This is a genomic window from Rhodanobacter terrae, from assembly GCF_042657005.1.
In the GTDB taxonomy this organism is placed as follows: domain Bacteria; phylum Pseudomonadota; class Gammaproteobacteria; order Xanthomonadales; family Rhodanobacteraceae; genus Rhodanobacter; species Rhodanobacter terrae.
Map to the genome: position 1 here is coordinate 214,331 of NZ_JBHSNG010000005.1, position 26,134 is coordinate 240,464.

Here is a 26,134-nt window from a genome sequence, read left to right on the forward strand (position 1 = left end):
CGGGTCCACTGCCGCCGGGTAGCGTTCAGCCTGGCGGATCGTTCGACCGCCGCCGTTCAGGAAGGCTTGCTAGGCTTCAGCAACGGGAGCCATGATGATGTACAGCACGGCCAGCGTTCCCCCATCTTCCAAGGAGACACGTCATGAAAAAGTACCTGATTCTTCTGGCCGGCGGCCTGCTGTGCGCCGCGACTGCGGTGGCGGCCAGCCCGTCGCCGCAGCATGACGATCGCGGCCAGCAGGACGACCAGGACTGGCATGGCAATCACGGCAACCAGGACAAGCGCGACAAGCACGACCACGGCGACCGTGGACGTGACCGCGGCTGGGACGACCGCGGCGACCATGACCGCGGCCATGGCCGGGATCGCGAGGTCCGCTACGACCGTGACGACGACCGCGGCTACTACGTGAGGCACGACCGCGGCCGGCACGAGGGCTGGTACAAGCGTGGCGGCTATATTCCGGTCGAATATCGTGATCGCCGCTATGTGGTCGAGGACTGGCAGACCTATCACCTGCGTCAGCCGCCGTATGGCTATCGCTATGTGCGTGGCGACGACGGCCAGTTCCTGCTGGTGGCGATCGCCAGCGGCGTCATTGCGGACATCCTGCTTTCGCACTGACACCGAAACCCGCATGTGAAACCACTTCACGGAAACATTCACGCGGCCAGGGGTTCCCGTCGCTGATAGTGCCGACAGGGCTGGCGATCTTTCGAGATCGCCAGCCCCTCGGAGTTGTCCGAATGCATCGCGGCAGGAACCGCTCCCCGGTTCTCGTCATTCCAAGAGGTGAAGAGTCATGAACAAGCAGCGAAGTATGTGGGTGGTCTGTGGCGCATTGTTGATGTTTTCCGCTGCCGCCGCAGTGGCGCAGCCGCAGGATCAGGATCATCGCGATCAGCAGCATCAGGATCGCGGCCAGGATCAGGGCAAGCACGGCCATGATCGCGGTAACCGGGGCCATGATCGGAACTATAGCGGCATGTACGACCGCGGCCGTCACGAAGGCTGGTACAAGAGGGGCGGCTATGTGCCGTCCGAGTATCGTGAAGGTTCCTATGTGGTGACCGACTGGCACAGCCAGCACCTGCGCCAGCCGCCGCGCGGCTATCGCTATGTGCGCAGCGACAACGGCGACTTCCTGCTGGTCGCGATCACCACCGGCGTGATCGTGAGCATCCTGGCCAATCACTGATACGAAAAGCTGCCGTTCTGCCGCAAGCCGAATAAAAAAGTCAGGCCCGCTTCGGGCGGGCCCGACGTTTTTCATGGATCCCGCGCAGCGACCGCGCTGCCCAGCAAGCGCCGTAGCGCAGCTGTCCCCGCCATGTCCGGGAAAGGTATCACCGGGGGCGGTGGAGAGGCCGCGGGTTGCAACTCCTTCTGCCACACGCCCACGTCCCACCATTGGCCCAGCTTGTAGCCGCATTGGCGCCACACGCCGGCGGCGCCGAAACCCATGGCTTCGTGCATGGCCACGCTGACCGTCCCGGGCAAGGTGATCACGCCGACAGCCTGATTGATGCCTTGCAACCGCATCGCATCCAGCAGCGTGCCGTAGAGTCGGCGCGCGATGCCGCGGCGATGTGCATCGCCGCGAACGTAGATCGAGGTTTCCGCAATCCAGTCGTAGGCGGCGCGTTCGCGAAAACGCCCGGCATAGGCATAGGCCAATACTTCGCCGCCTTCTTCCCAGACCAGCCACGGGTAATGCCGCAGACGGGCGCGGATGCGCTCGCGCATCGCCGGTACGCCGGGCAGCTCGGTCTCGAACGTGGCCACCCCGTCGGTGATCGAGGGAGCGTAGATCGCGTGGATGGCGGCGGCGTCTTCGTCGCGGGCGATGCGTATCATCGAAAGTCGGCCTTCAGCTTGCTCACAGCTTGCGGATGAAGAAACGGTCGCAACTGAAATGTCCGGTGCCGCCCATCGGTGCGCACAACGCGGTAAAACCGCTGCGCTTGTACAGCGCCTGGGCCGCATCCATGCCGGTCAGTGTTTCCAGATAGCAGCGCCTGAAGCCGTGCGCGCGTGCCGCATCGAGGCAGCGCTGCATCATGGCGCTGCCGGCGCCGATGCCGCGGGCCTGAGGCAGGAAATACATCTTGCGCAATTCGCATACGTCCGGCTCGGCATTTTCCAGCGGCGCGACGCCGCCACCGCCGATCACCTCGCCGTCGCGCTCGACCACGAAGTAGCTGGACCGTGGTTGCGCATAGGCTTCATACATGGTGTCGACCTCGGCATCGTGGATCGCGAAGCCGGGGCCGTCGGCGCCGAACTCGGGCATCACGCTGCGGATGACCGCGGCCATCGCGATGTTGTCGCGCGGCTCGATCGGGCGGATATGGAACGTCTCGTTCATGGCGTGGCTGCGGGGCTGCGGTAGGAGATGCCGTCCTTCATCACGAAGACCGGGTGGGCGAGATCGTCGATCTGTGTGCTGGGATCGCCGCTGAACGCGGCGAGGTCGGCGTCCAGGCCCGGTGCGATGCGGCCGAAGTGTTGCGACTGGCGCAGGATCTTCGCCGCCACGTCGGTGGCCGCGTGCAGCGCCTGCGCCGGGGTCATGCCGTCGCGCACCATCGCTGCGGGCTCGCGCCAGTTGGTGCCGTGCGCGAACACGCCCACGTCGCTGCCGTTGCCGATGGTGACGCCGACTTTCAGCGCGGTGCGGAATGCGCGCTCGGCCTCCTTCATGGCGGGTGTCGGCGCGGACTTGCCCGGCACGTAGTGCTGGAAATACTCGGAGGTGGCGTCGACCGCGGTGAGCGTGGGTTCATAGGCCACACCCCTCTGCTTGAGCAGACGGAAGGTCGCCTCGCTGGCGCCGTAACCGTGTTCGATGGTATCCACGCTGGCCTCGACCGCCATGCGCACCCCCGCATCGTTGGCCGCGTGCGCCGCGACCGGACGGCCGATCTGGTGCGCCGTATCGACGATGGCCTTCAGCTCCGCCGGGTTGAGGGTGGGCTCGGTTTCACCGTCCGGGCCCACCCGATAATCCGCATACAGCTTGATCCAGTCGGCGCCGCGAGCGGCCTGCTCGCGCACGGCGGCGATGGCCGCATCCGCGCCGCTGACCGGCTGCGCGCCCTGCGGCAGGTCGAGGTCCGGACGGAAGCCGCGTGGCCCCGGTCCGTAGCTGGCAGTGGCGACGATGGCGCGGGTGGCGACGAACATCCGTGGTCCGGGGATCAGTCCTTCGTTGATCGCACGCCGGATCGACACGTCGGCAAAGCCGGCGCCCTCGGTGCCTAGGTCGCGCAGGGCGGTGAAGCCGGCCATCAGCGTGGCCTTGGCATGGGCGGCGGCCTCCAGCGTGCGGTAATCCTGCGGTTCGGTCAGCACCTGGTCGTTCCACGAGGTCTCGTTGTAGGGATGCAGGAACAGGTGCGAGTGCAGATCGATCAGCCCTGGCGTGAGCGTGGCGCCGGGCAGCTCGATACGCTGCGTGCCGGCGGGTGCGTGCACCGATGCGACCGGGCCCGCGGCAGCGATCACGCCGTCGTGGACCAGCACCGCCCAGCCGCGATGCGCGGCATCGCCATCGCCGGTCCACACGCGCTCGGGCAGCAGCAGCCAGTCGCCTTTCGGCGTCGCGGCCAGCGCAGGCAGGGCGCACAGTACGAGCAGCAGCGCCGCCGCATTTCGCCACCACGCCATCAGGTTCGCACGCATCGCATCGCCCCGCATCGATCGAAGGCCGATGATAGCGACCAGCGGCGGGTTTCGGCGAGGCGCTCAGACCGGTGCGGTGCGCGCGCGGGTGACCCGGCTGGCGGTGTCCTTGTGCAGTTGCGCGGCCAGCCATGCGCCGACGGCCACCAGCAGGTCGAGGTCGACGCCGGTGCTCATGCCCATGCCGTGCAGCATGTAGACCACGTCTTCGCTGGCCACGTTGCCGGTGGCCCCCTTCGCGTAAGGGCAGCCGCCGGTACCGGAAACCGCGCTGTCCACCACGCGCACGCCTTCTTCCAGGCAGGCCAGGATATTCGCCAGCGCCTGGCCGTAGGTGTCGTGGAAATGCACCGCCAGCGCCGCCATCGGCACCTCTTGCGCCACCGCGTGCAGCATCGCCCGCGCCTCGGCCGGCGTGCCCACCCCGATGGTGTCGCCCAGCGAAATTTCGTGGCAGCCCAGCTCGTACATCCGGCGCGCCACGCGTACCACGTCGGCGACCGGCACCTCGCCCTGGTAGGGACAACCAAGTACGGTGGAGACGTAGCCGCGCACCTTCACCCGGTCGGCCCTGGCCTGTTCGATCACCGGAATGAATCGCTCGATCGACTCGTCGATCGAGGCGTTGATGTTCTTGCGGTTGAACGCTTCCGACGCGGCGGTGAACACGGCGATGTCCGTCGCACCCACCTCGCGCGCCCGCCGATAGCCCTGCAGGTTCGGCACCAGCACCGGGTAGCTCACGCCGGGTACTTTGCGGATGCCGCGGAAAACCTCGGCCGCGTCGGCCAGCTGCGGCACCCACTTCGGGCTGACGAAGCTGGTTGCCTCGATAGTTTGCAGGCCGGTTGAAGAGAGGCGATCGATCAGCGCGATCTTCACGTCGGCCGGCAGCAGCGTCTTCTCGTTCTGCAGGCCGTCGCGGGCGCCGACTTCGACGATGCGGACGTGATTGGACGGGTTCATGGAGGACTCCGAAAAATTGTGCAGGAGCGCTTGTGCGCGATGCTTTGTCGTCGATCGTGCGAAGAGCATCGCGCGCGAGCGCGCTCCTACGGGTATCGCCATGACCTCAGTCGGCGAAGCGCACCAGCACGGCGTCCGCCTCGACGAATTCGCCTTGCGTGGCGCTCACGCTCTCGATGGTGCCGGCGCGTGGCGCCTTCAAGGCCAGCTCCATTTTCATCGCTTCCATCACCAGCAGTTCCTGGCCGTGTTCGACCACCTCGCCGGCGTTCGCTTTCACCAGCACGATGCGGCCGGGCATCGGCGCGATGACCTGGTTGCCGCCGGCCGCATCCGTCGACTCCCACGCGAACGCGGCGGCGCGGGCGAAGCTGTAGCGCTGGCCGTGGGCGTCGTGCAGCAGTATATGGGCGGCATCGATGTGCAGCGGAACGCGTCGTGATTCCCCGTCGAAGCGCGCGCTCAGGTTGTCGTCGAGAAGACGCGCACCGCGTACCTCGCACGTGGCCTCGCCATGGTGCAGCTGATAGCTGCCGTCATGGCCATGCGCCTCGATGTCGTAACGCTGTTCACGCAAGGTCAACGCGATGATGCGTTTGCCCGCATGGCCGATGCGCCAGGCATCGGCACGTGCCCAGGGAGAATGAGGATCGGCGGCTACCGCATCGACGCTAAGTTCATCGTGGAGCAGGGCAGCGGTAGCCGCGGCGAACAGCACCGGGTCGGTCGACACCACCTCGCCTACCAGGAATTCTTCCAGGTGGCGATCGAGGTAACCGGTGTCGATGCGGCCCTCGATCACGGCCGGGTGGCGGGCGAGCCGCTCGAGAAAACCGATGTTCGATTTCGGGCCGACGATTTCGCATGCGGCCAACGCCTCGCGCAGCCGCTGCAAGGCCTGCTCGCGGGTGGCATCGAACACGATCAGCTTGGCGATCATCGGGTCGTAGAAGATCGTCACCGTGTCGCCTTCGATCACGCCGCCGTCGAGGCGTACATGCGGCGACGGTGCGGGAAGGCGCAGCGTCTGCAGCTTGCCGGAGCCGGGCAGGAAGTTCTGGTCCGGGTCTTCCGCATACAGCCGGACCTCGATTGCGTGACCGTGCGCGTGGACCTGCTCCTGTCGCAGCGGCAGCGGCTGGCCGGCGGCGACACGCAATTGCCATTCGACCAGATCGAGACCTAACGTGAGCTCGGTGACCGGATGCTCGACCTGCAGGCGCGTGTTCATCTCCATGAAGAAGAACTCGCCGCTCTGTGCCACGATGAATTCCACCGTGCCGGCGCCGACGTAGTCGACTGCTTTCGCCGCGGCGACGGCAGCCTCGCCCATCGCCTTGCGGCGCGCCTCATCGAGGAACGGCGACGGCGTTTCCTCCAGCACCTTCTGGTAGCGGCGCTGCGCCGAGCATTCGCGCTCGTTGAGATGAATCACGTTGCCATGGGTATCGCCGAACACCTGGAATTCGATATGCCGCGGATGCTCGACGTAGCGCTCCAGGATCACGCGTGTATCACCAAACGAGCTGGCCGCTTCGCGTTGTGCGGAGGCGAGTGCATCGGCAAATTCCGCCGCACTGCGCACGATGCGCATGCCCTTGCCGCCGCCTCCGGCCGCGGCCTTGATCATCAACGGGAAGCCGGTCTTCGCTGCCTGTTCGGCAAGGAAGGCGGTGTCCTGATTCTCGCCGTGATAGCCCGGCACCAGCGGCACGGCGTGCTGTTCCATCAACGCCTTGGCAGCGGCCTTGGAACCCATCGCGTCAATGCTTTCCGGGCGCGGGCCGATGAAGACGATGCCGGCTTGCATGCAGGCGCGGGCGAAGCCGGTGTTCTCGGACAAAAAGCCGTAACCTGGATGGATCGCCTGTGCGCCCGACTTCTTCGCCATCTCGAGAATGGCGTCGCCGCGCAGGTATGAGTCGGCCGGTCGCGGGCCGCCGATCGGCCACGCCTCGTCGGCCAGCCGCACGTGCTGCGCATCGCGATCGGCTTGCGAGTACACCGCGATGGTGTGGATGCCGAGACGGCGGCAGGTGCGTATCACACGGCAGGCAATCTCGCCGCGGTTGGCTATCAGTACGCGTTCGAACATGCAGGATTCCTGGCCCCTTCGTGTCGAGCCGTTCGTGTCGATGCAAAGCCAGTAAAGCTAACAGATCGGGGCGCAGCCGCCGATGCGCGGCGCAGCATCGCGCGCTCCCGGCCGGAATCATCAGGCATCGCCGACCCAGGCGGGCGCTCGCTTGTCGAGGAAGGCGCCCAGGCCATGCTGGCCTTCCGCCGAAACGCGCAGGCGGGCGATCAGTTCGGCGTTGGCCGTGTCGACGCGTTCGGCTTGCGCCAGGTCAGCACCGCCGATGCGCAAGGCCAGCCGCTTCGCTTCGCGCTGGGCCAGTGGGCCGGCCTTGGCCAGCAGGTACAGCTGGCGCTCGATCGCCTCGTCCAGGTCGGTACCCGACACGATGGCGTGCAGCAATCCGATGCGGGCGGCGATGGCGGCGTCGAACACTTCGCCGGTGATGAACAGCCGTCGCGCCTCGCGCAAACCGATCGCGGCGACCACGTACGGCGAGATCACCGCCGGTACCAGGCCCAGCTTCACTTCCGACAGCGCGAACTTGGCAGTGTCGACGCCCACCGCGATATCGCAGCAGGCGACCAGGCCGACGCCGCCACCGTAGGCGGCGCCGTTGACCCGCGCAACGGTGGGCTTGGACAGGAACTGCAGGTTGCGCATCAGCCGCGCCAGCCGTAGCGAATCTTCGCGATTTTCCTGTTCGCTGGCGCCGGCCATGCCGCGCATCCAGTTGAGATCGGCACCGGCGGAGAAGCAGCTGCCATTGCCGCTCAGCACCACGGCGCGCACGGCCGGATCGGCATCGGCCTGCGCCAGCGCATCGGTGAGCGTGGCGATCAGCTCGTCGTCGAACGCGTTGTGGATCTGCGGGCGGTTCAGGGTGAGCCATGCCACCGCGCCGCGGCGTTCGCTGAGGATGGAGTCGGTCATCGATCGTCCCTGCAAATAGCGTCATGATAAACGCTGCCCATCGCCGTAACGTGGCCTGGTGCACTGGCGCGGACAAAGGTCTACAATGCGAACAATTCTTATTTGAGAGTCGCCCGTGCGTCTGTCCGAATTGTCCAAAGGTGCTTCCGCCGTGGTCGACCGCGTGCACGATGCGCATGCGGCGGATCCGATTGCGCAACGCCTGCGCGACCTGGGTTTCGTGGACGGCGAACCGGTGCGGGTCGTGGCGATCGGGCCGATGGGCGGCGATCCGGTGCTGATCCAGATCGGCTATACCCGCTTTGCGCTGCGCCGCGCCGAGGCGGCCCGGATCAGTGTGCGCGCCGAGGTGGCGGCATGAGCGCCTCGACCCTGCGCATCGCCCTGGTCGGCAACCCCAACTGCGGCAAGACCGCGCTGTTCAACCAGCTCACCGGCGGCCGGCAGAAGGTGGCCAACTACGCTGGCGTCACCGTCGAGCGCAAGGAAGGCCGGTTCACCGCCCCGTCCGGCCGTGTGCTGCACATTCTCGACTTGCCGGGCACGTACAGCTTCGAGGCGAACAGCCCGGACGAGCAGATCACCCGCGATGTCTGCGCCGGCAACTACCCGGGCGAGGTGCCGCCGGATCTGATCATTTGCGTCGCCGATGCCACCAACCTGCGCCTGCACCTGCGTTTCGTGCTGGAAGTGAAACGCCTTGGCCGGCCGATCGTGCTGGCATTGAACATGATGGATACGGCGCGCCGCCGCGGCATCCTCATCGACGTGCCGGAACTGCAGCGCCGCCTCGGCGTGCCGGTGGTGGAAACCATCGCGGTGAAGCGTGGCGGCGTGCGGGCGCTGATCGAACGGGTCGACGGCGAAATGCCGACGGCTGCGCCGGTCGAGCCCGACGACGCTGCAAGCCGCGCCGACCTGCATGCGCAGGTGCGCGATATCCTGACCGCGACGGTAACGATGCCGCGAGCCACCGCGGCGCTCGACGATGCGCTCGATCGCTGGGCGCTGCACCCGGTGTTCGGGCTGGCGATACTCGCCGTGGTGATGTTCCTGGTGTTCCAGGCGGTGTATGCCGCGGGCAAGCCGATGAGCGACCTGATCGGCAGCGGCTTCGGCTGGATGGGCGAGCATGTCGCCGCGCTGATGCCGGCCGGGCCGTTGCAGAGCCTGGTGGTCAATGGCCTGTTCGGCGGCATCGGCACGGTGCTCGGCTTCCTGCCGGTCATCCTGGTGCTGTTCCTGTTCATCCTCACGCTGGAGGAGTCCGGCTACCTGCCGCGCGCGGCGTTCCTGCTCGATCGCCTGATGCTGTCGGTAGGGCTGACCGGACGCTCGTTCATCCCGCTGCTCTCCAGTTTTGCCTGCGCGATCCCCGGCATCATGGGCACGCGCAGCATCCAGGATCCGCGCGACCGCCTGGCCACCATCCTGATCGCACCGCTGATGACGTGCTCGGCGCGGCTGCCGGTGTATGCGCTGCTGATCGGCGCCTTCATTCCGATGCGTTACGTGTTCGGCGTGTTCAACCTGCAAGGCATCGTGCTGTTCGCGCTGTATCTGGCGGGCATCCTCGGCGCGATGGCGGTGGGCTGGGTGATGAAGCATCTGCGCCGCGACAAGAGCGAGCATGCGCTGCTGATGGAGCTGCCGTCGTACCGGATGCCGAAAGTGCGCGACGTGGCTATCAGCCTGTACGAGCGCGGCGCGATTTTCCTCAAGCGCCTGACCGGCGTGATCCTGGGGCTGACCGTGCTGATGTGGTTCATCTCCACCTTTCCGTCGCCGCCGGCGGGCGCCACCGGGCCGGCCATCAACTACAGCTTCGCCGGCTACATCGGGCGCGGGCTGCAGTACGTCTTCGCGCCGATCGGCTTCAACTGGCAGATCAGCCTGGCGCTGATCCCGGCGTTCGCCGCGCGCGAGACGGCGGTGGCGGCGCTGGCCACGGTCTATCTGGTTGGCGGCGAGGCGACCGGCGGCCTGGGTCATGCGCTGGCAGGGCAGATTTCGCTGGCCAGCGCGCTGTCGCTGCTGGTGTGGTTTGCGTACGCACCGCAGTGCATGTCCACGCTGGCGGTGATTCGTCGCGAGACCGACTCCTGGCGCAACGTGGCGATCTCGTTCGGCTACATGTTCGGCTTGGCTTACGCCGCGTCGTTCATCGTCTACCAGGTGACGAGGATGCTGACATGAGCGCGGGCCTGCTGGTGCAATACGTGGTGGTCGGCCTGATCGTGCTGGCCAGTGCGCTGATCGTGTTCCGCAAGCTGGCACCCAAGCTCACCAACCGCTGGCTGGCGTCGTCGTCGATCCATTTCAGCCGCTCCGGCCGTGCCGCATGGCTGCGTGCTTTGGGGCGACGCCTGCAGCCGAAGCAGGCGACCGGCGATTGCAGCGATGGCTGCAGCACCTGCGGCGCCTGCGGTCCGAAGCCGCCGGCGGCGGCAAGGACGGGGCCGACGCCGCTGGAGTTCCGCCCGCGGCGGTGAAGCACGAATACGGACAAAAAAAGCCGGCTTGCGCCGGCTTTTTCGTGCAACTCGAATCGCGCCCCGGCTTACGCCAGTTCGCGGATCTTCGCGTTGAGGCGGCTCTTGTGGCGGGCAGCCTTGTTCTTGTGGATCAGGCCGCGGGCGGCGTAGCGATCCATCACCGGCTGGGCGACGGTGAACGCGGCGATGGCGCCGGCCTTGTCCTTGGCCTCGATGGCCTTGACGACCTTCTTCAGGGCGGTGCGGACCATGGAGCGGGCGCTGATGTTGCGCAGGCGGCGCTGTTCGGACTGGCGCGCGCGCTTCTTCGCGGACTTGATGTTGGCCAAGGTAGAACTCCGGAATGCAGTGTTGGGGTTGGAAAAAGACGCCAATTATGCGGTCGATTCGCCGTTGCGTCAATCGTTTAGGCGACCGGCGGGCAGTCTGTGGCCAGTGTGGCGGCGGTCGGGACGATCATCACGCCCGCATTCTGCCATATCCGGGCTGTCATCCTGCCGGCAGCGGCTGTCAAACTACGCGCCCCGCCCGGCCCGAAGCGGGTATGCAACTCTCCCGGATCTCGAAGGTAACGGCATCGCATGAAGTCCCCCAGCATGTTCCGTGGGCTGCTCTCGTTCAGCAGCATGACGATGATTTCTCGCGTGCTCGGGCTGTTGCGGGACATTTCAATGAGTCACGTATTCGGGGCCAATGCCGCCACGGATGCGTTCGTCATCGCGTTCCGCATCCCCAACTTCATGCGCCGGCTGTTCGCCGAAGGCTCGTTTTCGACCGCGTTCGTGCCGGTGTTCACCGAGGTGAAGCAAACCGGCACACATGAAGACCTGAAGCAGCTGCTGTCCCGCGTCTCGGGGACGCTGGGCGGCGTGCTGCTGGTGGTCACCGCACTGGGCCTGATCTTTGCACCGCAGGTGGCGGGGACGTTTGCGCCGGGCGCGCTGGATCAGCCGCACAAGTTCGACCTCACCACTCATCTGGTGCGGCTGACTTTTCCGTTCATCCTGTTCGTTTCGCTGACCGCGCTGGCGGGCGGTGCGTTGAACAGTTTTCACCGTTTTGCGCTGCCGGCGCTGGCGCCGGTGATCCTCAACATATGCATGATTGCCGGGGCACTGTGGCTGGCGCCGCGGCTGGACACGCCGATCATGGCGATGGGCTGGGCGGTGCTGCTGGCCGGCGCGCTGCAGCTGCTGTTCCTGTTGCCGGCGCTGCGCAAGCTGGATCTGCTCGGCATTCCGCGCTGGGGCTGGCGTCATCCGCAGGTGCGCCGGATCATGCGGCTGATGGTGCCGACCCTGTTCGGTTCCTCGGTGGCGCAGCTCAACCTGTTGCTGGACACGGTGGTGATCTCGCTGCTGGTGACGGGCTCGCAGACCTGGTTGTGGCAGTCGACCCGCTTTCTCGAACTGCCGCTGGGTGTGTTCGGGGTGGCGCTGGGCACGGTGATCCTGCCGGCGCTGTCACGGCACCATGTCAGCACGGATCGGGCCGGGTTCTCCAAGGCGCTCGACTGGGGCCTGCGGCTGACCTTGCTGATCGCGGTGCCGGCGATGTTTGCGCTGCTGCTGCTGGCCGGGCCGCTGGTGGACACCTTGTTCCAGAACGGCCACTACACGGCGTTCGATGCGCACATGTCGACGCTGTCGATCATCGCGCTCAGTTGCGGGCTGCCGGCCTATGCGCTGGTCAAGGTGGTGCTGCCGGCGTTCTATGCGCGCCAGGACACCCGCACGCCGGTGCGGGCAGGTGTGGCGGCGCTGGTGGCGAACATGCTGTTCAACGGTGTCTTCATCGTGCTGCTGTTCGAGCTGTGGGCGTCGCCGGCACTGAAGCAGGGCAGCTTGCTCGATGGCATCGCCCAGGTGCCGGGCCTGCATGTGGGGCTGGCCATCGCGAGCACGCTGTCGAGCTATCTCAATTTCGTGCTGCTCTGGCGCTGGCTGAAGCGGGCGGGTGTGTACCAGCGCGAACCCGGCTGGACCCGGCACTGGCTGCGGCTGGCGCTGGCCTGCGCGGCGATGGTGGTCGTGCTGCTGTTCGGCCGCTGGCTGTGGCCGGACTGGATGGGGGTGCCGGTGTTCGCCCGGGTCTGGCACTTGTCCGTACTGGTGGCCGCCGGCGGCGCGACCTACGTCGGCATGCTGTTTGTGGGCGGCTTCCGGATGCGCGACCTGCGTAGCACATGAGGCGGGCGGGTAGCCTCAACGGGGCACGCGTGGCCGCTATACTCACGCGATGATGAGACTTTCCAGGGATGTTGCGGGCCCTTGCCTGGCGCCGCGCGGCAGCGTGATGGCGGTCGGTGCGTTCGATGGCCTGCATCGCGGGCACCAGGCGCTGCTGGCGCAGGTGCGCGAGCGTGCGCAGGCACTCGGTTGCAGCCCGGTCGTGGTGAGCTTCGAGCCGCTGCCGCGCGCGTTCTTTTCCGCCGGGCCGGTGCCGCGCCTGTCCAGCGTGCGCGAGAAGCTGCGGGGTTTTGCCGCCGCGGGCATGGAACACACCTTGCTGCTGCGCTTCAACCAGGCGTTGACGGCGATGTCGGCCGAGGATTTCGTGCGGCGCGTGCTGGTCGGACGGCTGGCGGCGCGCGAAGTGTGGGTGGGCGGCGATTTCCGTTTCGGGCACAAGCGGGGCGGCGACGTCGCGTTGCTGGAGCGGATGGGTGCGCAACTGGGCTTCGGCGCCTGCACGATGCCGCCGGTGCAGCTCGATGGCGCGCGCGTCTCGGCCAGCCGTGTTCGCGCGCTGTTGGCCGCTGGTGAATTTGCCGGCGCCGAACCGCTGCTGGGCCGGCCCTTCGTGATCGAAGGCAAGGTCGAATACGGCAATCAGCTTGGCCGTACGCTGGGCTATCCCACCGCCAATATCCACCTGCAGCAGCGGATCAGCCCGGTGCACGGCATTTTCGCGGTGAAGGTGGGGCTGGGCGAGTGCGAATGCAGCTGGCCGGGCGTGGCCAGCCTCGGCGTGCGCCCGACCGTGAACCAGGTCGTCCAGCCGCTGCTGGAAGTGCACTTGTTCGATTTCGATGGCGACCTGTACGGCCAGCGCATGGCGGTGGAGTTCGTGGCCAAGCTGCGCGACGAACAGAAGTTCGACGGTCTGGAGGCGCTCAAGGCGCAGATGGCGCTGGATTCCCGCAAGGCGCGCGAGCTGCTGGGCATGAATCCGCTGCTGGTCGAGGCGTGAACCCGCTTCCGGTGCGCGTGCGTATCGTTTAACTTTGACCCCTTTGTTCGCCTGCTGGCGGACGGCAACATTTTAGTGATGGCATCCACGCAATGACCCACGATTACAAGAGCACCATCAACCTGCCGCAGACGGACTTCCCGATGCGCGGCGATTTGCCGAAGCGCGAGCCACACTGGCTGGCCGAGTGGGAGCGGGTCGACCGCTATGCGCAGATCCAGCAGAAGACCGCCGGTCGCGACAGCGTGTTCGTGCTGCACGACGGTCCGCCGTATGCGAACGGTTCGATCCATATCGGTCATGCGGTCAACAAGATCCTCAAGGACATGGTGGTCAAGTCCAAGCTGCTCGCCGGCCATCGCGCGCCTTACGTGCCGGGCTGGGACTGCCACGGCCTGCCGATCGAGATCGCGGTGGAGAAGAAGTTCGGCAAGCCGGGCGACAAGCTCGACGCCGCCGCGTTCCGGCAGAAATGCCGCGAGTACGCCGCCGAGCAGGTCGACGCGCAGCGCACCGACTTCAAGCGGCTCGGCGTGCTCGGCGATTGGCAGCAGCCTTATCGCACGATGGATTTCAGCTACGAGGCCGACATGTTGCGCGCCCTGGCGCGCATCGTGTCGAACGGCCACGTGGTGCGCGGCGCCAAGCCGGTGTACTGGTGCTTCGACTGCGCCTCGGCCCTGGCCGAGGCGGAGATCGAATACGGCGACAAGGTCTCGCCCGCGGTGGACGTGGCCTATGACGCGGTCGATGCGAAGGCATTGGCGGCGAAGTTCGGCGTGGACGCCGGCGATGCGATCGTCGCCATCCCGATCTGGACCACCACGCCGTGGACGTTGCCGGAAAGCCAGGCGGTGTCGCTGGGCGCCGGGCTGGAATACGCGCTGATCGAAGGTCCGTCGCGGGACGGCAGGCGCGTGCTGCTGGTGATCGCCGCCGCGCTGGCCGACAAGGCGGCGCAACGCTATGGCCTGCAGCACGCAAGCGTGCTGGGCCATGCGCCGGGCAAGGCGCTGGAAGGCCTGAAGCTGCATCACCCGTTCTATCCGCGCGAGGTGCCGGTGATTCTCGGCGAGCACGTCAGCGCCGAGGACGGCACCGGCGCCGTACACACGTCGCCCGATCACGGCGTCGAGGATTTCGTGGTGGCTCGCGAGTACGGCATCGGCCTGCTCAACTACATCGAGCCACGCGGCACCTATCGTGCCGACACGCCGGCCGCCGCTCCGCTCGAGCTGGGCGGCATGCACATCTGGAAGGCCAACGACGCCATCGTCGACCTGCTGCGCCAGCGCGGCGTGCTGCTGGCGTTCGCGAAGATCGAGCACAGCTATCCGAACTGCTGGCGCCACAAGACGCCGGTAATCTACCGCACGACGCCGCAGTGGTTCGTCTCGATGGAGCAGGCGACGCTGCGCGAGACCGCGCTGACCTCGATCAAGAACGTGCGCTGGGTGCCGGGCTGGGGTGAAGAGCGCATTGCCGGCATGGTGGCCGGACGCCCGGACTGGTGCATCTCGCGCCAGCGCACCTGGGGCGTGCCGATCGCGCTGTTCGTGCACAAGGCCACGCAGGAGCCGCACCCGGATTCCGTGGCGTTGCTGGAACAGGTCGCGCAGAAAGTGGAGCAGGGCGGCATCGATGCGTGGTTCACGCTGGATGCGGCCGAGTTGCTTGGCGACCAGGCGAGCGATTACGAAAAAGTCACCGACGTGCTGGATGTCTGGTTCGATTCGGGCGTCACCCATTTCGCGGTGATCGGCCAGCGACCGGAACTGCAGCAGGGCACGGCTTCGCATTACAAGGTGATGTACCTGGAAGGCTCCGACCAGCATCGCGGCTGGTTCCAGTCGTCGCTGCTGACCTCGTCGGCGATTCACGGCCGTGCGCCTTACGACGAAGTGCTCACGCACGGTTTCGCGGTCGACGCGAACGGCCGCAAGATGTCCAAGTCGCTGGGCAACGTGGTCGCGCCGCAGAAGGTGATGGATACGCTGGGTGCCGACGTGCTGCGCATGTGGGTGGCCTCGGCCGACTACCGCAACGAGATGACCGTCTCCGACGAGATCCTCAAGCGGGTCTCCGACACCTACCGGCGCATCCGCAATACCGCGAAGTTCCTGCTCGGCAACCTGGACGGCTTCGATCCGGCGAAGCATCTGGTGTCGGTCGAAGACAGCCTGCTGCTGGACCAGTGGGCGATCCAGCAGGCACACGATGTGCAGCAAGCCGTGCTGGCCGCGTACGAGCGTTATGACTTCCCGGAAGTGGTGGCCCGGATCCAGAACTTCTGCACCAATGAGCTGGGTGCGTTGTACCTGGATATCACCAAGGACCGGTTGTACACCATGCCGACCGACAGCCGTGGCCGGCGCAGCGCGCAGAGCGCGATGTACCGTATCGCCGAGGCGCTGGTGCGCTGGCTGGCGCCGGTGCTGAGCTTTACCGCCGAGGAGATCTGGCAACAGCTGCCGGGCGAGCGCGATGACAGCGTGCTGTTCGAAACCTGGTACGACGGACTCGCTGCCACGCAGAGTTCACCGGAGCAGCGGCGCTACTGGGCCGATCTGCTGGCGATCCGCGATACCGCCTCGCGCGTACTCGAAGGCATGCGCAAGGCCGAGCAGATTGGCGCGGCGCTGGAAGCGAAGCTGGCGATTCATGCCGACGCCGCCACCGTGGTGCGCTATGCGCCGGCGGCGGACGAGCTGCGCTTCTTCTTCATCACGTCGGAATTGCGCCTGGATCTGGCCGGTGGCCAGCCGGCCGATGCGGTGCTGACCGAACTGGAAGGTGCCGATGTCTGGGTATCGGCTACCGTCAGCGGCGCGGCGAAGTGCGTGCGCTGCTGGCATCGCCGTGACGACGTCGGAAGGCATGTCGAACATCCCGAGCTGTGCGGTCGCTGCATCAGCAATATCGAAGGCGCCGGCGAGGATCGCCGCTGGTTCTAAACGGCGATCCTCGCAGGAGCGCACCCTGTGCGCGATGCTCTGCGGCATGTCACCAAGGCATCACGCGCAGGGTGCGCTCCTACAGGCGTTTCGGTGGTTGTTCTCGTATGGCTCCTTTTGCAGGTATTGATTTTTCATGAATCCCAAACCCAACGCACTCCCTTGGCTATGGCTGTCCGCCGCCGTCATCGCGCTCGACCAGCTCAGCAAGTGGTGGGCCGTGCAGGCGTTGCAGCCGATGGGCGTATCGCATCCGGTGATTCCCGGCTTCCTGAACTGGACGCTGGCGTTCAACAGTGGTGCCGCCTTCAGCTTTCTGGCCGATGGCGCCGGCTGGCAGCGCTGGTTCTTTGTGCTGCTGGCGCTGGTGATCAGCACGGTGCTGGTGGGGTGGCTGGCGCGTACGCCGCGGCGTGACTGGCGCACCGGCCTGCCGCTGGCGCTGATCGTGGGCGGCGCCATCGGCAATTTGATCGATCGCCTGCATGCCGCGCAGGTCACCGATTTTATCCACGTGTATTTCCGCCAGTGGAACTATCCGGTATTCAATCTCGCCGACTGCGGCATCACGGTCGGTGCCGTGCTGCTGATCGTCTTCGGCCTGTTTGCCGGCAAGCCCAACGACAGCGTGCGATAATCGCCACATCTACGATGTAGGAGCCCGCTGGCGGGCGATGCTCTTGCTTTAATTCGTCCTACCCACCGTTAAAACAAAAGCATCGCCCGCCAGCGGGCTCCTACAGGGTTCCGAATCGAGGTCAGTTTGGATATTTTGCTCGCCAATCCCCGTGGCTTCTGCGCCGGCGTCGATCGCGCCATCGCCATCGTCGAGCGCGCGCTGGAATCGTGGGGCGCGCCGATCTATGTGCGGCATGAAGTGGTGCACAACCGCTACGTGGTCGACAAACTGCGTGCCGATGGTGCGGTGTTCGTGGAGGAATTGCACGAAGTGCCGGACGGCGCCACGGTGATCTTCAGTGCGCACGGCGTATCGCAGGCGGTCCGCGAGGAGGCCGAGCAGCGCCACCTCAAGGTGTTCGACGCCACCTGTCCGTTGGTCACCAAGGTACACATGGAAGTCGCGCGGTTAGGGCGGATCGGTCGCAGCGTGGTGCTGATCGGCCACGCCGGCCATCCGGAAGTCGAAGGCACCATGGGGCAGTGGAATCCGGCCAATGCGGGTGAAATCCTGCTGGTGGAGTCGCTGGAGTGCGTGGAAAAACTCACGCCGAAGTTTCCGCACCTGCTGTCCTATGTCACCCAGACCACGCTGTCGGTGGACGACACCAAGGCGATCATCGAGGCCTTGCGCAACAAGTTTTCCGACATCGAAGGCCCGCGCAAGGACGACATCTGCTATGCCACACAGAATCGCCAGGACGCGGTACGCCGTCTCGCCGACGCAGTCGACCTGATGCTGGTGGTCGGCTCGGTCAACAGCTCCAACTCAAACCGCCTGCGCGAGTTGGCCGAGAAGCAGGGCGTGCGCTCGTTCCTGATCGACGGCGCCGAGCACATCGAACGCAGCTGGCTCGACGGCGTCACCCGCATCGGCCTCACCGCCGGTGCCTCGGCGCCGGAGAAGCTCGTGCGCGACGTGATCGCCTGCCTGCAGTCATGGGGCGCGGGCGATGTTCACGAGCTCGACGGCGAAGCGGAGAACATCACCTTCGCCCTGCCGAAGGAGCTGCGCATCGTCGGCGGCAGCACCTCTGCCAGCTTCTGAGGCGGCCCCGCGCTTGCGCCACAACGCGCCGCACCGTAAAATCCACGGCTCTTTGCCGGAATAGCTCAGTTGGTAGAGCGGCGCATTCGTAATGCGTAGGTCGTAGGTTCGATTCCTATTTCCGGCACCAGACTTCAAGGGCCCGCCAACGCGGGCCTTTGTTTTTTCCGGGCTTCCTAAGCCGTTCCTCCGCACTTCAGTGCGAACGATCCATGGCAAGGCACGCTTCTCCGCCTTGGCTGGAACGCGCGTGACCTCGATCACCTTTCCCGCGTCACTTCCAGCCGCTTGTCGGGCAATTTCTACCGCCCGTCGGCTGGGGGCTGGTCGGGCCCCTGCGGTTGAGTACCCTGCGCGCAGGGGTATAGGGGGAGCATTCCATGCAAGTCTTGTCGCGTCAGCGAGGCGTCTCGTTGATCGAGGTGATGATGGCCGTGCTGATCTTCAGCATAGGCCTGATCGGTCTGGCTGGCTTGGTAGTCATGTCCACGCGTTCCAATCACGCGGCCTACCTGCGGACTCAGGTGACATTTCTGGCCAGCAATATGGCTGACCGCATGAGCGCCAATCCCACTGGTGTCTGGAACGGTTCCTATAACAGCAATGCCTACCCCGTAGCCGCCGCCACCGTCGGGTGTGGATCGGGTGCTGCCTGCAGCTCGGCCGATCTGGCCGTGCACGACCAGCAATTATGGAGCAGTCAGCTCAGAACTTTCCTGCCTAATCCCGTCGCCACCATTGCGTGCGATGGGGTTACCAAAGCTGGCTATGACCCCACGTCGCAACTCGCCATGCGCCCTCCCTACGGCGGTAATTGCACCATGACCATCAAGTGGAGCGAGCGTGCTGCCGGTGACACGTCCAATCGCGGCAATGTCACCCAAAACTTTGTCTGGGAATTCCAGCCGTGATGGCCTCTGTCATGACACGTGTTCATCCGCGTCACCAGCACGGTTTCACCCTGATCGAGCTGATGGTGGCGATGGTGCTGGGTCTGCTGGTGGCAGCTGGCATTGTTACCGTGTTTGCCTCCACATCCAGTAGCAACAAGGCACAGAACCAGCTCGCAGGTTTGCAGGAGGATGGGCGCTTTGCGATCACCCGGCTCAGTACCGACCTGCGCATGGCCAATGGTCAGTACTGCACCAACAGCGGGGGTGTGGCCCTGCAGGGTAGCGGTGGTACGTACCTGGATCATCTGCGCGCGCCCAAGGTGTATGCCAGGAAGCTGATCGGCGCCGTCGGCGCCGTCAGCGGCGCGCTCGGCGATGTCACCACGGCGTGGGGTGCCACCAGTGGCGGCATCACTTACCCAAGCGCACCAACCGCTCCATACAGCATGCCCTCGTTCCTGTTCATGCGCGGGTATGACTGCTCGCTTACCGCCTGCACACCGGTTGATCCGAATGCGTCGATAGCTACGATCCCGGCCATGGGCACAACGTTGAACAGTCGTGTCAAAGGTACCGATGTCATTACCGTGCGTTACATCAATCCGTCCAGCGGCTGGGCTATTGGCAGCACCGGGGGGAGCACGATTGCCACCAGTTCCAGTGTCAGCACCATCACTTCGATCACGTTGACACCGCTCACGGGCGAGCCGCCTGCTGGCAATTTTGTCAGCGGTGATCTGGCCATGTTGGCCGATTGCTCCAGTGCGCAGATATTTCCCGCTACTTCATCTTCTACAGGTGTCATCACTCCCGTGGTCAATACCACCGATGGTTTCGGCACCGGCAGCAGCAATACTCCTGCTGCGCAGCAACCGGAGTCGGCCCCTAGGTTGTTCGACGTCAATCGCGATTTCCAGACCGTCACCTATTACCTGAAAGTCGTCAGCGTCCACAACGACAACAACGCGCCTTTTACCGGCGCCTTGATGCGTCGGGTCAACGGCGGTATTGCGAATGCTGCCCACGGCGGTTCCGAGGATGAGCTGGTACGTGGCATCGAGCGACTGGATTTCAAATATGGCGTGCAGGACGCCTCTGGCAACACCAGCTTCCTCACCGCTAACCAAGTCGATGCTTCCACCAGCTGTCCGCCGTCGGAACTCAATGCGGTAACCAGTGCAGGTTGTCTGTGGCGGGGGATAAAAAGCATCGAGGTCAGCGTGTTGATGGACGGTCAGGTGCCGCTCTACACGCTAGCCGCCAACGATCTGCAATATCGCTACAGCGCCGATACCAATACCGGATTGTTGGCGCCCAGTGGCCATGCCATCAAGCCCAGCGATCAGGGCTTTCCCGACCAGATGCTGCGACGCGAGTTCACAGTGTTGGTGGCATTGCGCAACTACAACCCATGACGATTGCAAGCGGAGCCGACAAGGCACCCGCCGAATCGTGAGTCAATGGAGCTAGCCATGTTGATCCCAAGCTCGAACCCGTCACCCTGGATGCATCGATCCGTACGCGCGCAGCGCGGTGCGGTCCTGGTTGTGGCACTGATCTTTTTGCTGTTGCTGACCATTCTGGCGGTAAGTGCCTCGGGACGTTCGCTGCTGCAGGAGCGCATGGCCGGTGGTTTGCACAATGCGCAACAAGCCGAGATGAGTGCACAGACCGCGCTGCGCGGTGCAGAGTGGAAGCTGTGGACCAGCACCAGCAATGTCAGTGCGCACCTCAACTGTGGCAGCGGCATCTTTACCGATTGCTATATTTTCGATCCGGCCAACCCGGTCACCAATGTCACCAATTTCCGCACGAAGCAGGGCTGGGTTACTGCCGGTGCCACTACCTACAAAGGTTACGGCAACAGCGTGGACTACACCTCGGTGGCAGCGGCTGGTCAGTCCGGCAATCTTGCTCACAACCCGCTGTACATGATCGAAGACATGGGCGTGGAATTGCCGCCCGGCGTCAGCGGTAGCCTGCATGAATCCGGCGCTACCGGTACAGGCGGCACCGGCTACACCAGCGTTACCCGGCACATCTATCGCATTACTGCCCGCGCCACGGGTGGCAGCCCGAACACCATGCGCGTGCTTGAAAGCACGTTTGCCGCCAAAAGCAATTGAGCCGGAGCATCTGCATCATGGCTATCCGTCACTTTCTTATCCGGCGTCTGCCGCATGCCACGTTGAGCATGCTGCTAACCGTGACTGGGGGTTTGTCCGCGCCTATGCCGGTACCAGCCTCGCTGTCGGTCGTGGCGGCGGTGGCTGCCGGTAGTGCACTGTTCTCCGAACCCGCATCCGCAGCCACCACGACCGTCGCCGGCACGGTGGAACTCAGTCCGGGACCACCGAACCTGACCCAGTCGGTGCCGCCGAACATCGTGTTGACGTTCGACGATTCCGGTTCGATGCAGTCCAGTCGCGTGAATGATCAACCGCCGTGGACGACCGATTCCAGAGGCAGTTTTCTGTACAGCGGCATGGACTGGGGCAACGGTTCGAACCAGACGAGCACCACCAGCTCAGGCGGTGGCCCATGGCGTTGTGCCGGTGTGATCGATCCCACGGCTACGTCCGGCATCGGCACGCATGTGATGAACGGCGTGTACTACAACCCCAATATTGTCTATTACCCGCCAGCTTACGCGAACGGCACGAGTTTCCCGAAGGCGGACGCGACCTTGACGAAAGTGTGGGTGGATGGCATCGCGGTCAACCGCCCATTGAACCCGGTCTCACCGGATGCAACCGCGAGCTATAACGGCAACGCGGATCTGGACCAACCAGCTAGCAGCAGCCTGACTGACCTGACCGGAACGATCTCCTATCCTTCTGTCACGACCAGCTACGTCACTTTCGGAACTACCTGTGCCGCCAACGCCGATGCTGGTTCGTGCAAGATCAATACGTCGGGCACTCGCAGTGGCAACTACGTCTATTACTACGCCAATGCCGATGGCAGCACGGGTACGGGCACCGCGACGGTTTATTACGGCACGGGTTTGCAAACCAGCAGCAGTTCTTCCCGCGGCTACACCAGAGTTACCGGTGGCTCTACCAGTGCAACCGCGAGCTATGCCACCTGGACCGTTACCACGACCGATACCTCGACTCCGGGCAGCGACAACCGTTGGCAGTGTGGCAGTGGTGCTGCCGTAAGCGGTGGCGGTGGCGACTTGTGGAACGCCGCGAGCCCGATGGATGGCCAATCCCACACGTTGAGCGACGGCACGTCCGTTACGTATCCGATGGGCGGTCCGTACTACTACCGGTTCATGCAGGGCGTGACTATTGCGGTGGATGCATCGGGCAGCCCCACCAACACGGGTTCAAGTACCGACGGATTGCACACACTCTACAACGCGAGCAACTGGGAAGCTGTGCCTGTGACCAACACCACGGTCACGATCGACGGCCAGTCAGTCAATCAATGGCAGAACTTCGCCAACTGGTATGCCTATTACCGCACGCGCAACCAGATGGCGCGCTCTGCGATCTCTCGTGTGTTCGGCACGGGCACCCTGGCCGCCAGCACCGCCGATGGCGGCTTCGGCAGCACCATCCGCATGGCCTGGCAGAATCTCGACGCGTCAACCTACAAGTTGCCCAGCACGGCCATCATCAGCAGCCTGATCGACACCAGCGCCTGCACGGCCACGGCTTCCGCCGCGGCCAGCCCATCCACCATCCAGCAGTCAGGTGCCATCACGACAGCGCCGGACTGCTATCGCAGCGCGTTCTTCAACTGGATCTACCAGGTGCCAGCTGGTGGTGGCACGCCGACGCGCAGTGCCGTGGATCGTGCAGGCAAGTTCTTCACCCGAGGTAATGGCAATACTGCAACTACCGGTAACTTGAAGGACCCTTACTGGCAGCCGGCAATCACCACCACCAAGAACGGCACGACCACCACGACCACACCCGCTGCCGAACTGTATTGTCGGCAGAACTACCACATGCTGGTCACTGATGGTTTGTGGAACGGCGGCAGCGATGGTCCGCTGAGGAGCACCCTCACGCTGGCGCCAAAAGGAGGCACGCTCACCTTGCCGGATGGTACGGTTGCCCCGGATACGGCTTCCGCAGGAGTCACTTCGATTTACGCGCCTGTAGCCGACGGGGGCGATAGCGGTTACGCATCGCTGTCGGACCTGGCGTTCCACTACTGGGCCACGAATCTTCGTTCTGATCTTTACAAGCCGTTGAGCCAGCAGTTCGTGAACCCGTACCTGCCCGACCAGACAAAAGGTGTGGTCAGTTCAACAACCATGTCGGGATCGAGTGTGTTGGCGGCCAATGTGAACGACGAGATCTACTTCAATCCACTTAATGACCCGGCCACGTGGCCGCACATGTCCCAGTATCTGGTGGGTCTCGGTGTCAGCGGTCAATTGAACTACTCAACAGATACCGATTGTGCGGTTTTATCCACGTCGGACGCGTGCTTGTTGCGCAAGGGAGCGAAAAACTCCTCGGGCGCAGTCGGTTGGCCGACACCCAATGGTACTGGCGGCGGCATTGCTGCCAACGTCGACGATACCTGGCATGCAGCGCTTGCCGGTCGCGGTCAGTTCTTCAGTGCCGGCAATCCAACGGATCTGGTCAGTCAGCTGAGCAAGATCCTTTCCAACATCGCGGCCCGCAATGTACCGGCTGCGACCAGTGCGATCAGCGCCGCCGTGCTGACCACCGGAACCCTGGGTTTCAGCACGGGCTACAGCTCGTCTGACTGGAGTGGTTTGCTGACGGCCGTCTTTGTGAAGCTCGATGGCACCCTGGGTCTTCCGGCATGGGATGCAGGTGACGAGCTGAACAAGATGGATCCGACTCAGCGCGTGATCCTGTCCGCCAAGCTTGCTACGACAGGCGCATTTGCAGGCGGCGTGGAGTTCAAGACGTACACCAGCCTGGACAGTGCGGGACAGACCCTGCTGATGACGCCTGCCAGCACCGATGCCACGCTCGACACTGGACAGGCGCGTGTCGATTGGCTGCGGGGTGTGAAGACCTCGGAGACCAATGGCGCGATGCGCGTGCGCTCCAATCTGCTCGGCGCCATCATTCGCTCGCAGGCGGTGTATGTGGCTTACCCGGCTGATGGCTACCGCAACAACTGGCCGTTATTGGCCGATGGCACTGCAGCGCCGGAAACCACAGCCACGACGACGCCAACGGCAGGCACCGCCAACGTCAGTTACGAGCAATTCGCCAGCGATCAGAGCGCACGCAAGCCGGTCGTGTATGTAGCCGCGAACGACGGCATGCTGCACGCGTTCGATGCGTCACAGAACACCGATGGCAGTAACACGGCCACGTCCGGCAGCGAGTTGTGGGCGTACGTGCCCCGTTCGGCGTACACCAATCTCGGCAATTTGACTCTCAAGAAAGGTTTCTCGTTTGCCCCCACGGTGGACGCCACGCCAGTGACGCGCGATGTGTTCTTCGATACGGCTCTGACGACGCCGGCAACGACATCAGCAGGCTGGCACACGATCCTCGTCGCTGGTCTGGGGCAGGGTGGGCGCGGCATCTATGCGCTGGATATCACCGATCCTGACCCGACGCATGCCACTACAGGCATGAATGCGGCCAATGTCGGCAGCAAGGTGCTGTGGGAGTTCAATGCCGGCATGCCGGCAACGACCGCTGGTGACCCATCCCACTTGGGCTACACCTACGGACAGCCGAATATCGGCCGTCTCGCGAATGGCAAATGGGTGGTACTGGTGCCGGGTGGCTATTTTCCCGATTGCAGCCAGGGTGACCAGCCAACCAACTGCACTTCCAACAACACCTCGCCCAGTAGCGGCAGTCCGGCTGTCAGCTACAGCTCGCTGTTCGTGCTGGATGCACAGACCGGTAACCTGATCATTGAATTGAAGACCCCGACCACTATCAGCGGGGTGAGCAGTTATGGCCTGTCGTCACCCGTGCTCGGCGACTACAACAACGACCAGATCGACGATGTCGCATTTGCCGGCGACCTGGCCGGCAACCTGTGGCGCTACGACCTGACCAACTCCGACCCCACCAAGTGGACCGTAACATTGGCCTACCAACCGACCACGCAAGGTGTGCAGCCGATCACCGTGATGCCACGATTGTTTCCCGATCCGGTGACCAATCGTTTCATCGTGGTCTTTGGGACCGGCAAGTATCTGGGCTCGCTCGACAACACCACCAGCGGGGCGACGCAGGCGGTGTATGGCATTCGCGATACCGGCACCCAAGTCAGCGGTACCTCCAACCTGGTGCAGCAGACATTGAGCGAAGTGGCAGGTACAGGTAGCAATGCCGGCAACACCATCATCGGCATCACCAGTAATAGCGTGCCTGCCAGCAATGACGGCTGGTACTTCAATCTGGTTGCAGGAGGAGAACGTGTGGTGGTGACGCCGGGCGCACTGTTCGATACCAACCGAGCCGTGATCACCACGCTGATCCCGAACAACAGCAATGGCTGCTCGTCCAACAACTCCGGTTCGTTGCTGATCGTCGACGCAGCGACCGGTGGTGCCGGTGATGGGCTTTCTCTGGGGCCGTCCAGCTGGGCGGGAACAGGAACTGACAGAAACACCTATAAGGCCGTGGGAGGACTCGTCGACAATCCCCCGACCGGCGGCTCAGTGCCGGTGGCTACGTCTATCGGTGGTGGCAAGCTGATTTTCCCGGGGATCAACTTGACAGGTGGCGGAACATTGGCCGGCGACGACGCCATCTGGCGCCGTCGATCGTGGCGGGAGTTGAACAATGACCAGTAATGCCGGCGGAGGGATGCAAGCTATGACGCGTGCGCGAGGTTTTACCCTGGTGGAACTGATGATCGTGGTGGTGATCATCGCGATCCTCGCCGCCATCGCGATTCCTGCCTTTGGGCGTTACGCCTACCGCGCCCATCGGGTAGATGGTCAGGAACTGTTGCTGCGCATCGCCAATGCACAGGAGCGGTTCTACGCAACCAACAACCATTATGGCTCGCTCAGCGATGTCGGCTACGCAGCTCCGGTGAATTCCGAGAAGGGCTACTACGTGGCCACATCGGATGTGGCGTCGGGCAGTACATCCGCTCAGGCATTCACTGCCACCGCGACGCCACAGAACGGACAGGTCAACGATGTCTGCGGATCGCTGACGATCAACAATGCCGGGATCAAGACTCCCGGTCCGGCGTCGGCATCGTCCAACAGCAACGGCAGCTGCTGGTGAA

22 protein-coding genes and 1 tRNA gene are annotated in these 26,134 nt (G+C 64.5%); 16 read left to right on the plus strand and 7 right to left on the minus strand.

Annotation, left to right across the window (positions count from 1 at the left end; translation table 11 throughout):
* The first annotated feature begins 143 nt into the window (after positions 1–143).
* Both ACFPPB_RS07355 and ACFPPB_RS07360 read left to right on the plus strand, forming a co-directional pair.
* Complete coding sequence (locus ACFPPB_RS07355) at positions 144–626, plus strand: RcnB family protein (RefSeq protein WP_377325868.1); 483 nt, start codon at positions 144–146, stop codon at positions 624–626.
* 178 nt (positions 627–804) lie between these two features.
* Positions 805–1,200, plus strand: a complete 396-nt coding sequence (locus ACFPPB_RS07360; RefSeq protein ID WP_377325870.1) for an RcnB family protein — start codon at positions 805–807, stop codon at positions 1,198–1,200.
* Positions 1,201–1,271: 71 nt separating this feature from the next.
* Here ACFPPB_RS07360 and ACFPPB_RS07365 read toward each other — a convergent pair whose 3' ends face one another.
* The 6 genes from ACFPPB_RS07365 to ACFPPB_RS07390 all read right to left on the minus strand — a co-directional run bounded on the left by ACFPPB_RS07365 (position 1,272) and on the right by ACFPPB_RS07390 (position 7,662).
* Positions 1,272–1,859, minus strand: a complete 588-nt coding sequence (locus ACFPPB_RS07365; RefSeq protein WP_377325872.1) for a GNAT family N-acetyltransferase — start codon at positions 1,857–1,859, stop codon at positions 1,272–1,274.
* Between the two features lie 22 nt (positions 1,860–1,881).
* Positions 1,882–2,370 (minus strand): GNAT family N-acetyltransferase, encoded by a 489-nt coding sequence (locus ACFPPB_RS07370; RefSeq protein WP_377325874.1) that lies wholly within the window; start codon positions 2,368–2,370, stop codon positions 1,882–1,884.
* Positions 2,367–3,686: a metal-dependent hydrolase family protein gene (locus ACFPPB_RS07375; protein ID WP_377325876.1), complete on the minus strand. Its 1,320-nt coding sequence runs from the start codon at positions 3,684–3,686 to the stop codon at positions 2,367–2,369. Before ACFPPB_RS07375 ends, ACFPPB_RS07370 begins: the two co-directional genes overlap by 4 nt.
* Positions 3,687–3,749: 63 nt before the next feature.
* Positions 3,750–4,652, minus strand: a complete 903-nt coding sequence (locus ACFPPB_RS07380; RefSeq protein WP_377325878.1) for a hydroxymethylglutaryl-CoA lyase — start codon at positions 4,650–4,652, stop codon at positions 3,750–3,752.
* A gap of 106 nt (positions 4,653–4,758) precedes the next feature.
* The gene (locus ACFPPB_RS07385) at positions 4,759–6,747 is read right to left on the minus strand and encodes an ATP-binding protein (RefSeq protein WP_377325880.1); all 1,989 of its coding nucleotides are present in this window, start codon (positions 6,745–6,747) and stop codon (positions 4,759–4,761) included.
* A gap of 120 nt (positions 6,748–6,867) precedes the next feature.
* Positions 6,868–7,662: an enoyl-CoA hydratase/isomerase family protein gene (locus ACFPPB_RS07390; RefSeq protein WP_377325882.1), complete on the minus strand. Its 795-nt coding sequence runs from the start codon at positions 7,660–7,662 to the stop codon at positions 6,868–6,870.
* Positions 7,663–7,777: 115 nt separating this feature from the next.
* Here ACFPPB_RS07390 and ACFPPB_RS07395 point away from each other — a divergent pair, with 115 nt between their 5' ends.
* From ACFPPB_RS07395 to ACFPPB_RS07405, 3 genes are read left to right on the plus strand one after another with little or no spacing between them, the layout of a single operon-like run.
* On the plus strand, positions 7,778–8,023 hold the full coding sequence (locus ACFPPB_RS07395) for a FeoA family protein (RefSeq protein ID WP_072760566.1): 246 nt from the start codon (positions 7,778–7,780) through the stop codon (positions 8,021–8,023).
* A complete protein-coding gene (feoB, locus tag ACFPPB_RS07400) occupies positions 8,020–9,858 on the plus strand; it encodes a ferrous iron transporter B (protein ID WP_377325884.1) in 1,839 nt (612 codons plus the stop codon). Before ACFPPB_RS07395 ends, feoB begins: the two co-directional genes overlap by 4 nt.
* The gene (locus ACFPPB_RS07405; RefSeq protein WP_377325886.1) at positions 9,855–10,154 is read left to right on the plus strand and encodes a DUF6587 family protein; all 300 of its coding nucleotides are present in this window, start codon (positions 9,855–9,857) and stop codon (positions 10,152–10,154) included. Before feoB ends, ACFPPB_RS07405 begins: the two co-directional genes overlap by 4 nt.
* A 68-nt stretch (positions 10,155–10,222) precedes the next feature.
* Here the strand turns inward: ACFPPB_RS07405 and rpsT are convergent, their stop codons facing one another.
* Positions 10,223–10,486 carry a 30S ribosomal protein S20 gene (gene rpsT / locus ACFPPB_RS07410; protein WP_072760571.1) on the minus strand — a complete coding sequence of 88 codons (264 nt, stop codon included), beginning with the start codon at positions 10,484–10,486 and terminating at the stop codon, positions 10,223–10,225.
* A 252-nt stretch (positions 10,487–10,738) separates the two neighbouring features.
* Between rpsT and murJ the strand changes: the two genes are divergently transcribed.
* From murJ to ACFPPB_RS07465, 11 genes are all read left to right on the plus strand, one after another.
* Entirely contained in the window at positions 10,739–12,346 is a 1,608-nt protein-coding gene (murJ, locus tag ACFPPB_RS07415) for a murein biosynthesis integral membrane protein MurJ (RefSeq protein WP_377325888.1), read from the plus strand.
* A gap of 49 nt (positions 12,347–12,395) precedes the next feature.
* Entirely contained in the window at positions 12,396–13,349 is a 954-nt protein-coding gene (locus tag ACFPPB_RS07420; RefSeq protein ID WP_377325890.1) for a bifunctional riboflavin kinase/FAD synthetase, read from the plus strand.
* Between the two features lie 92 nt (positions 13,350–13,441).
* Complete coding sequence (gene ileS / locus ACFPPB_RS07425; RefSeq protein ID WP_377325892.1) at positions 13,442–16,303, plus strand: isoleucine--tRNA ligase; 2,862 nt, start codon at positions 13,442–13,444, stop codon at positions 16,301–16,303.
* Positions 16,304–16,439: 136 nt separating this feature from the next.
* A complete protein-coding gene (gene lspA, locus ACFPPB_RS07430; RefSeq protein WP_377325894.1) occupies positions 16,440–16,940 on the plus strand; it encodes a signal peptidase II in 501 nt (166 codons plus the stop codon).
* A gap of 126 nt (positions 16,941–17,066) precedes the next feature.
* On the plus strand, positions 17,067–18,029 hold the full coding sequence (gene ispH, locus ACFPPB_RS07435) for a 4-hydroxy-3-methylbut-2-enyl diphosphate reductase (protein ID WP_377325896.1): 963 nt from the start codon (positions 17,067–17,069) through the stop codon (positions 18,027–18,029).
* 54 nt (positions 18,030–18,083) lie between these two features.
* A tRNA-Thr gene (locus tag ACFPPB_RS07440) sits at positions 18,084–18,159 on the plus strand.
* A 250-nt stretch (positions 18,160–18,409) separates the two neighbouring features.
* A complete protein-coding gene (pilV, locus tag ACFPPB_RS07445) occupies positions 18,410–18,940 on the plus strand; it encodes a type IV pilus modification protein PilV (protein WP_377325898.1) in 531 nt (176 codons plus the stop codon).
* A gap of 11 nt (positions 18,941–18,951) precedes the next feature.
* On the plus strand, positions 18,952–20,337 hold the full coding sequence (locus ACFPPB_RS07450) for a PilW family protein (RefSeq protein ID WP_377325900.1): 1,386 nt from the start codon (positions 18,952–18,954) through the stop codon (positions 20,335–20,337).
* Between the two features lie 57 nt (positions 20,338–20,394).
* A complete protein-coding gene (locus tag ACFPPB_RS07455; protein WP_377325902.1) occupies positions 20,395–21,048 on the plus strand; it encodes a pilus assembly PilX family protein in 654 nt (217 codons plus the stop codon).
* A 17-nt stretch (positions 21,049–21,065) separates the two neighbouring features.
* Complete coding sequence (locus ACFPPB_RS07460; protein ID WP_377325904.1) at positions 21,066–25,688, plus strand: PilC/PilY family type IV pilus protein; 4,623 nt, start codon at positions 21,066–21,068, stop codon at positions 25,686–25,688.
* Complete coding sequence (locus ACFPPB_RS07465; protein WP_377325906.1) at positions 25,678–26,133, plus strand: type IV pilin protein; 456 nt, start codon at positions 25,678–25,680, stop codon at positions 26,131–26,133. Before ACFPPB_RS07460 ends, ACFPPB_RS07465 begins: the two co-directional genes overlap by 11 nt.
* Position 26,134: the final 1 nt, after the last annotated feature.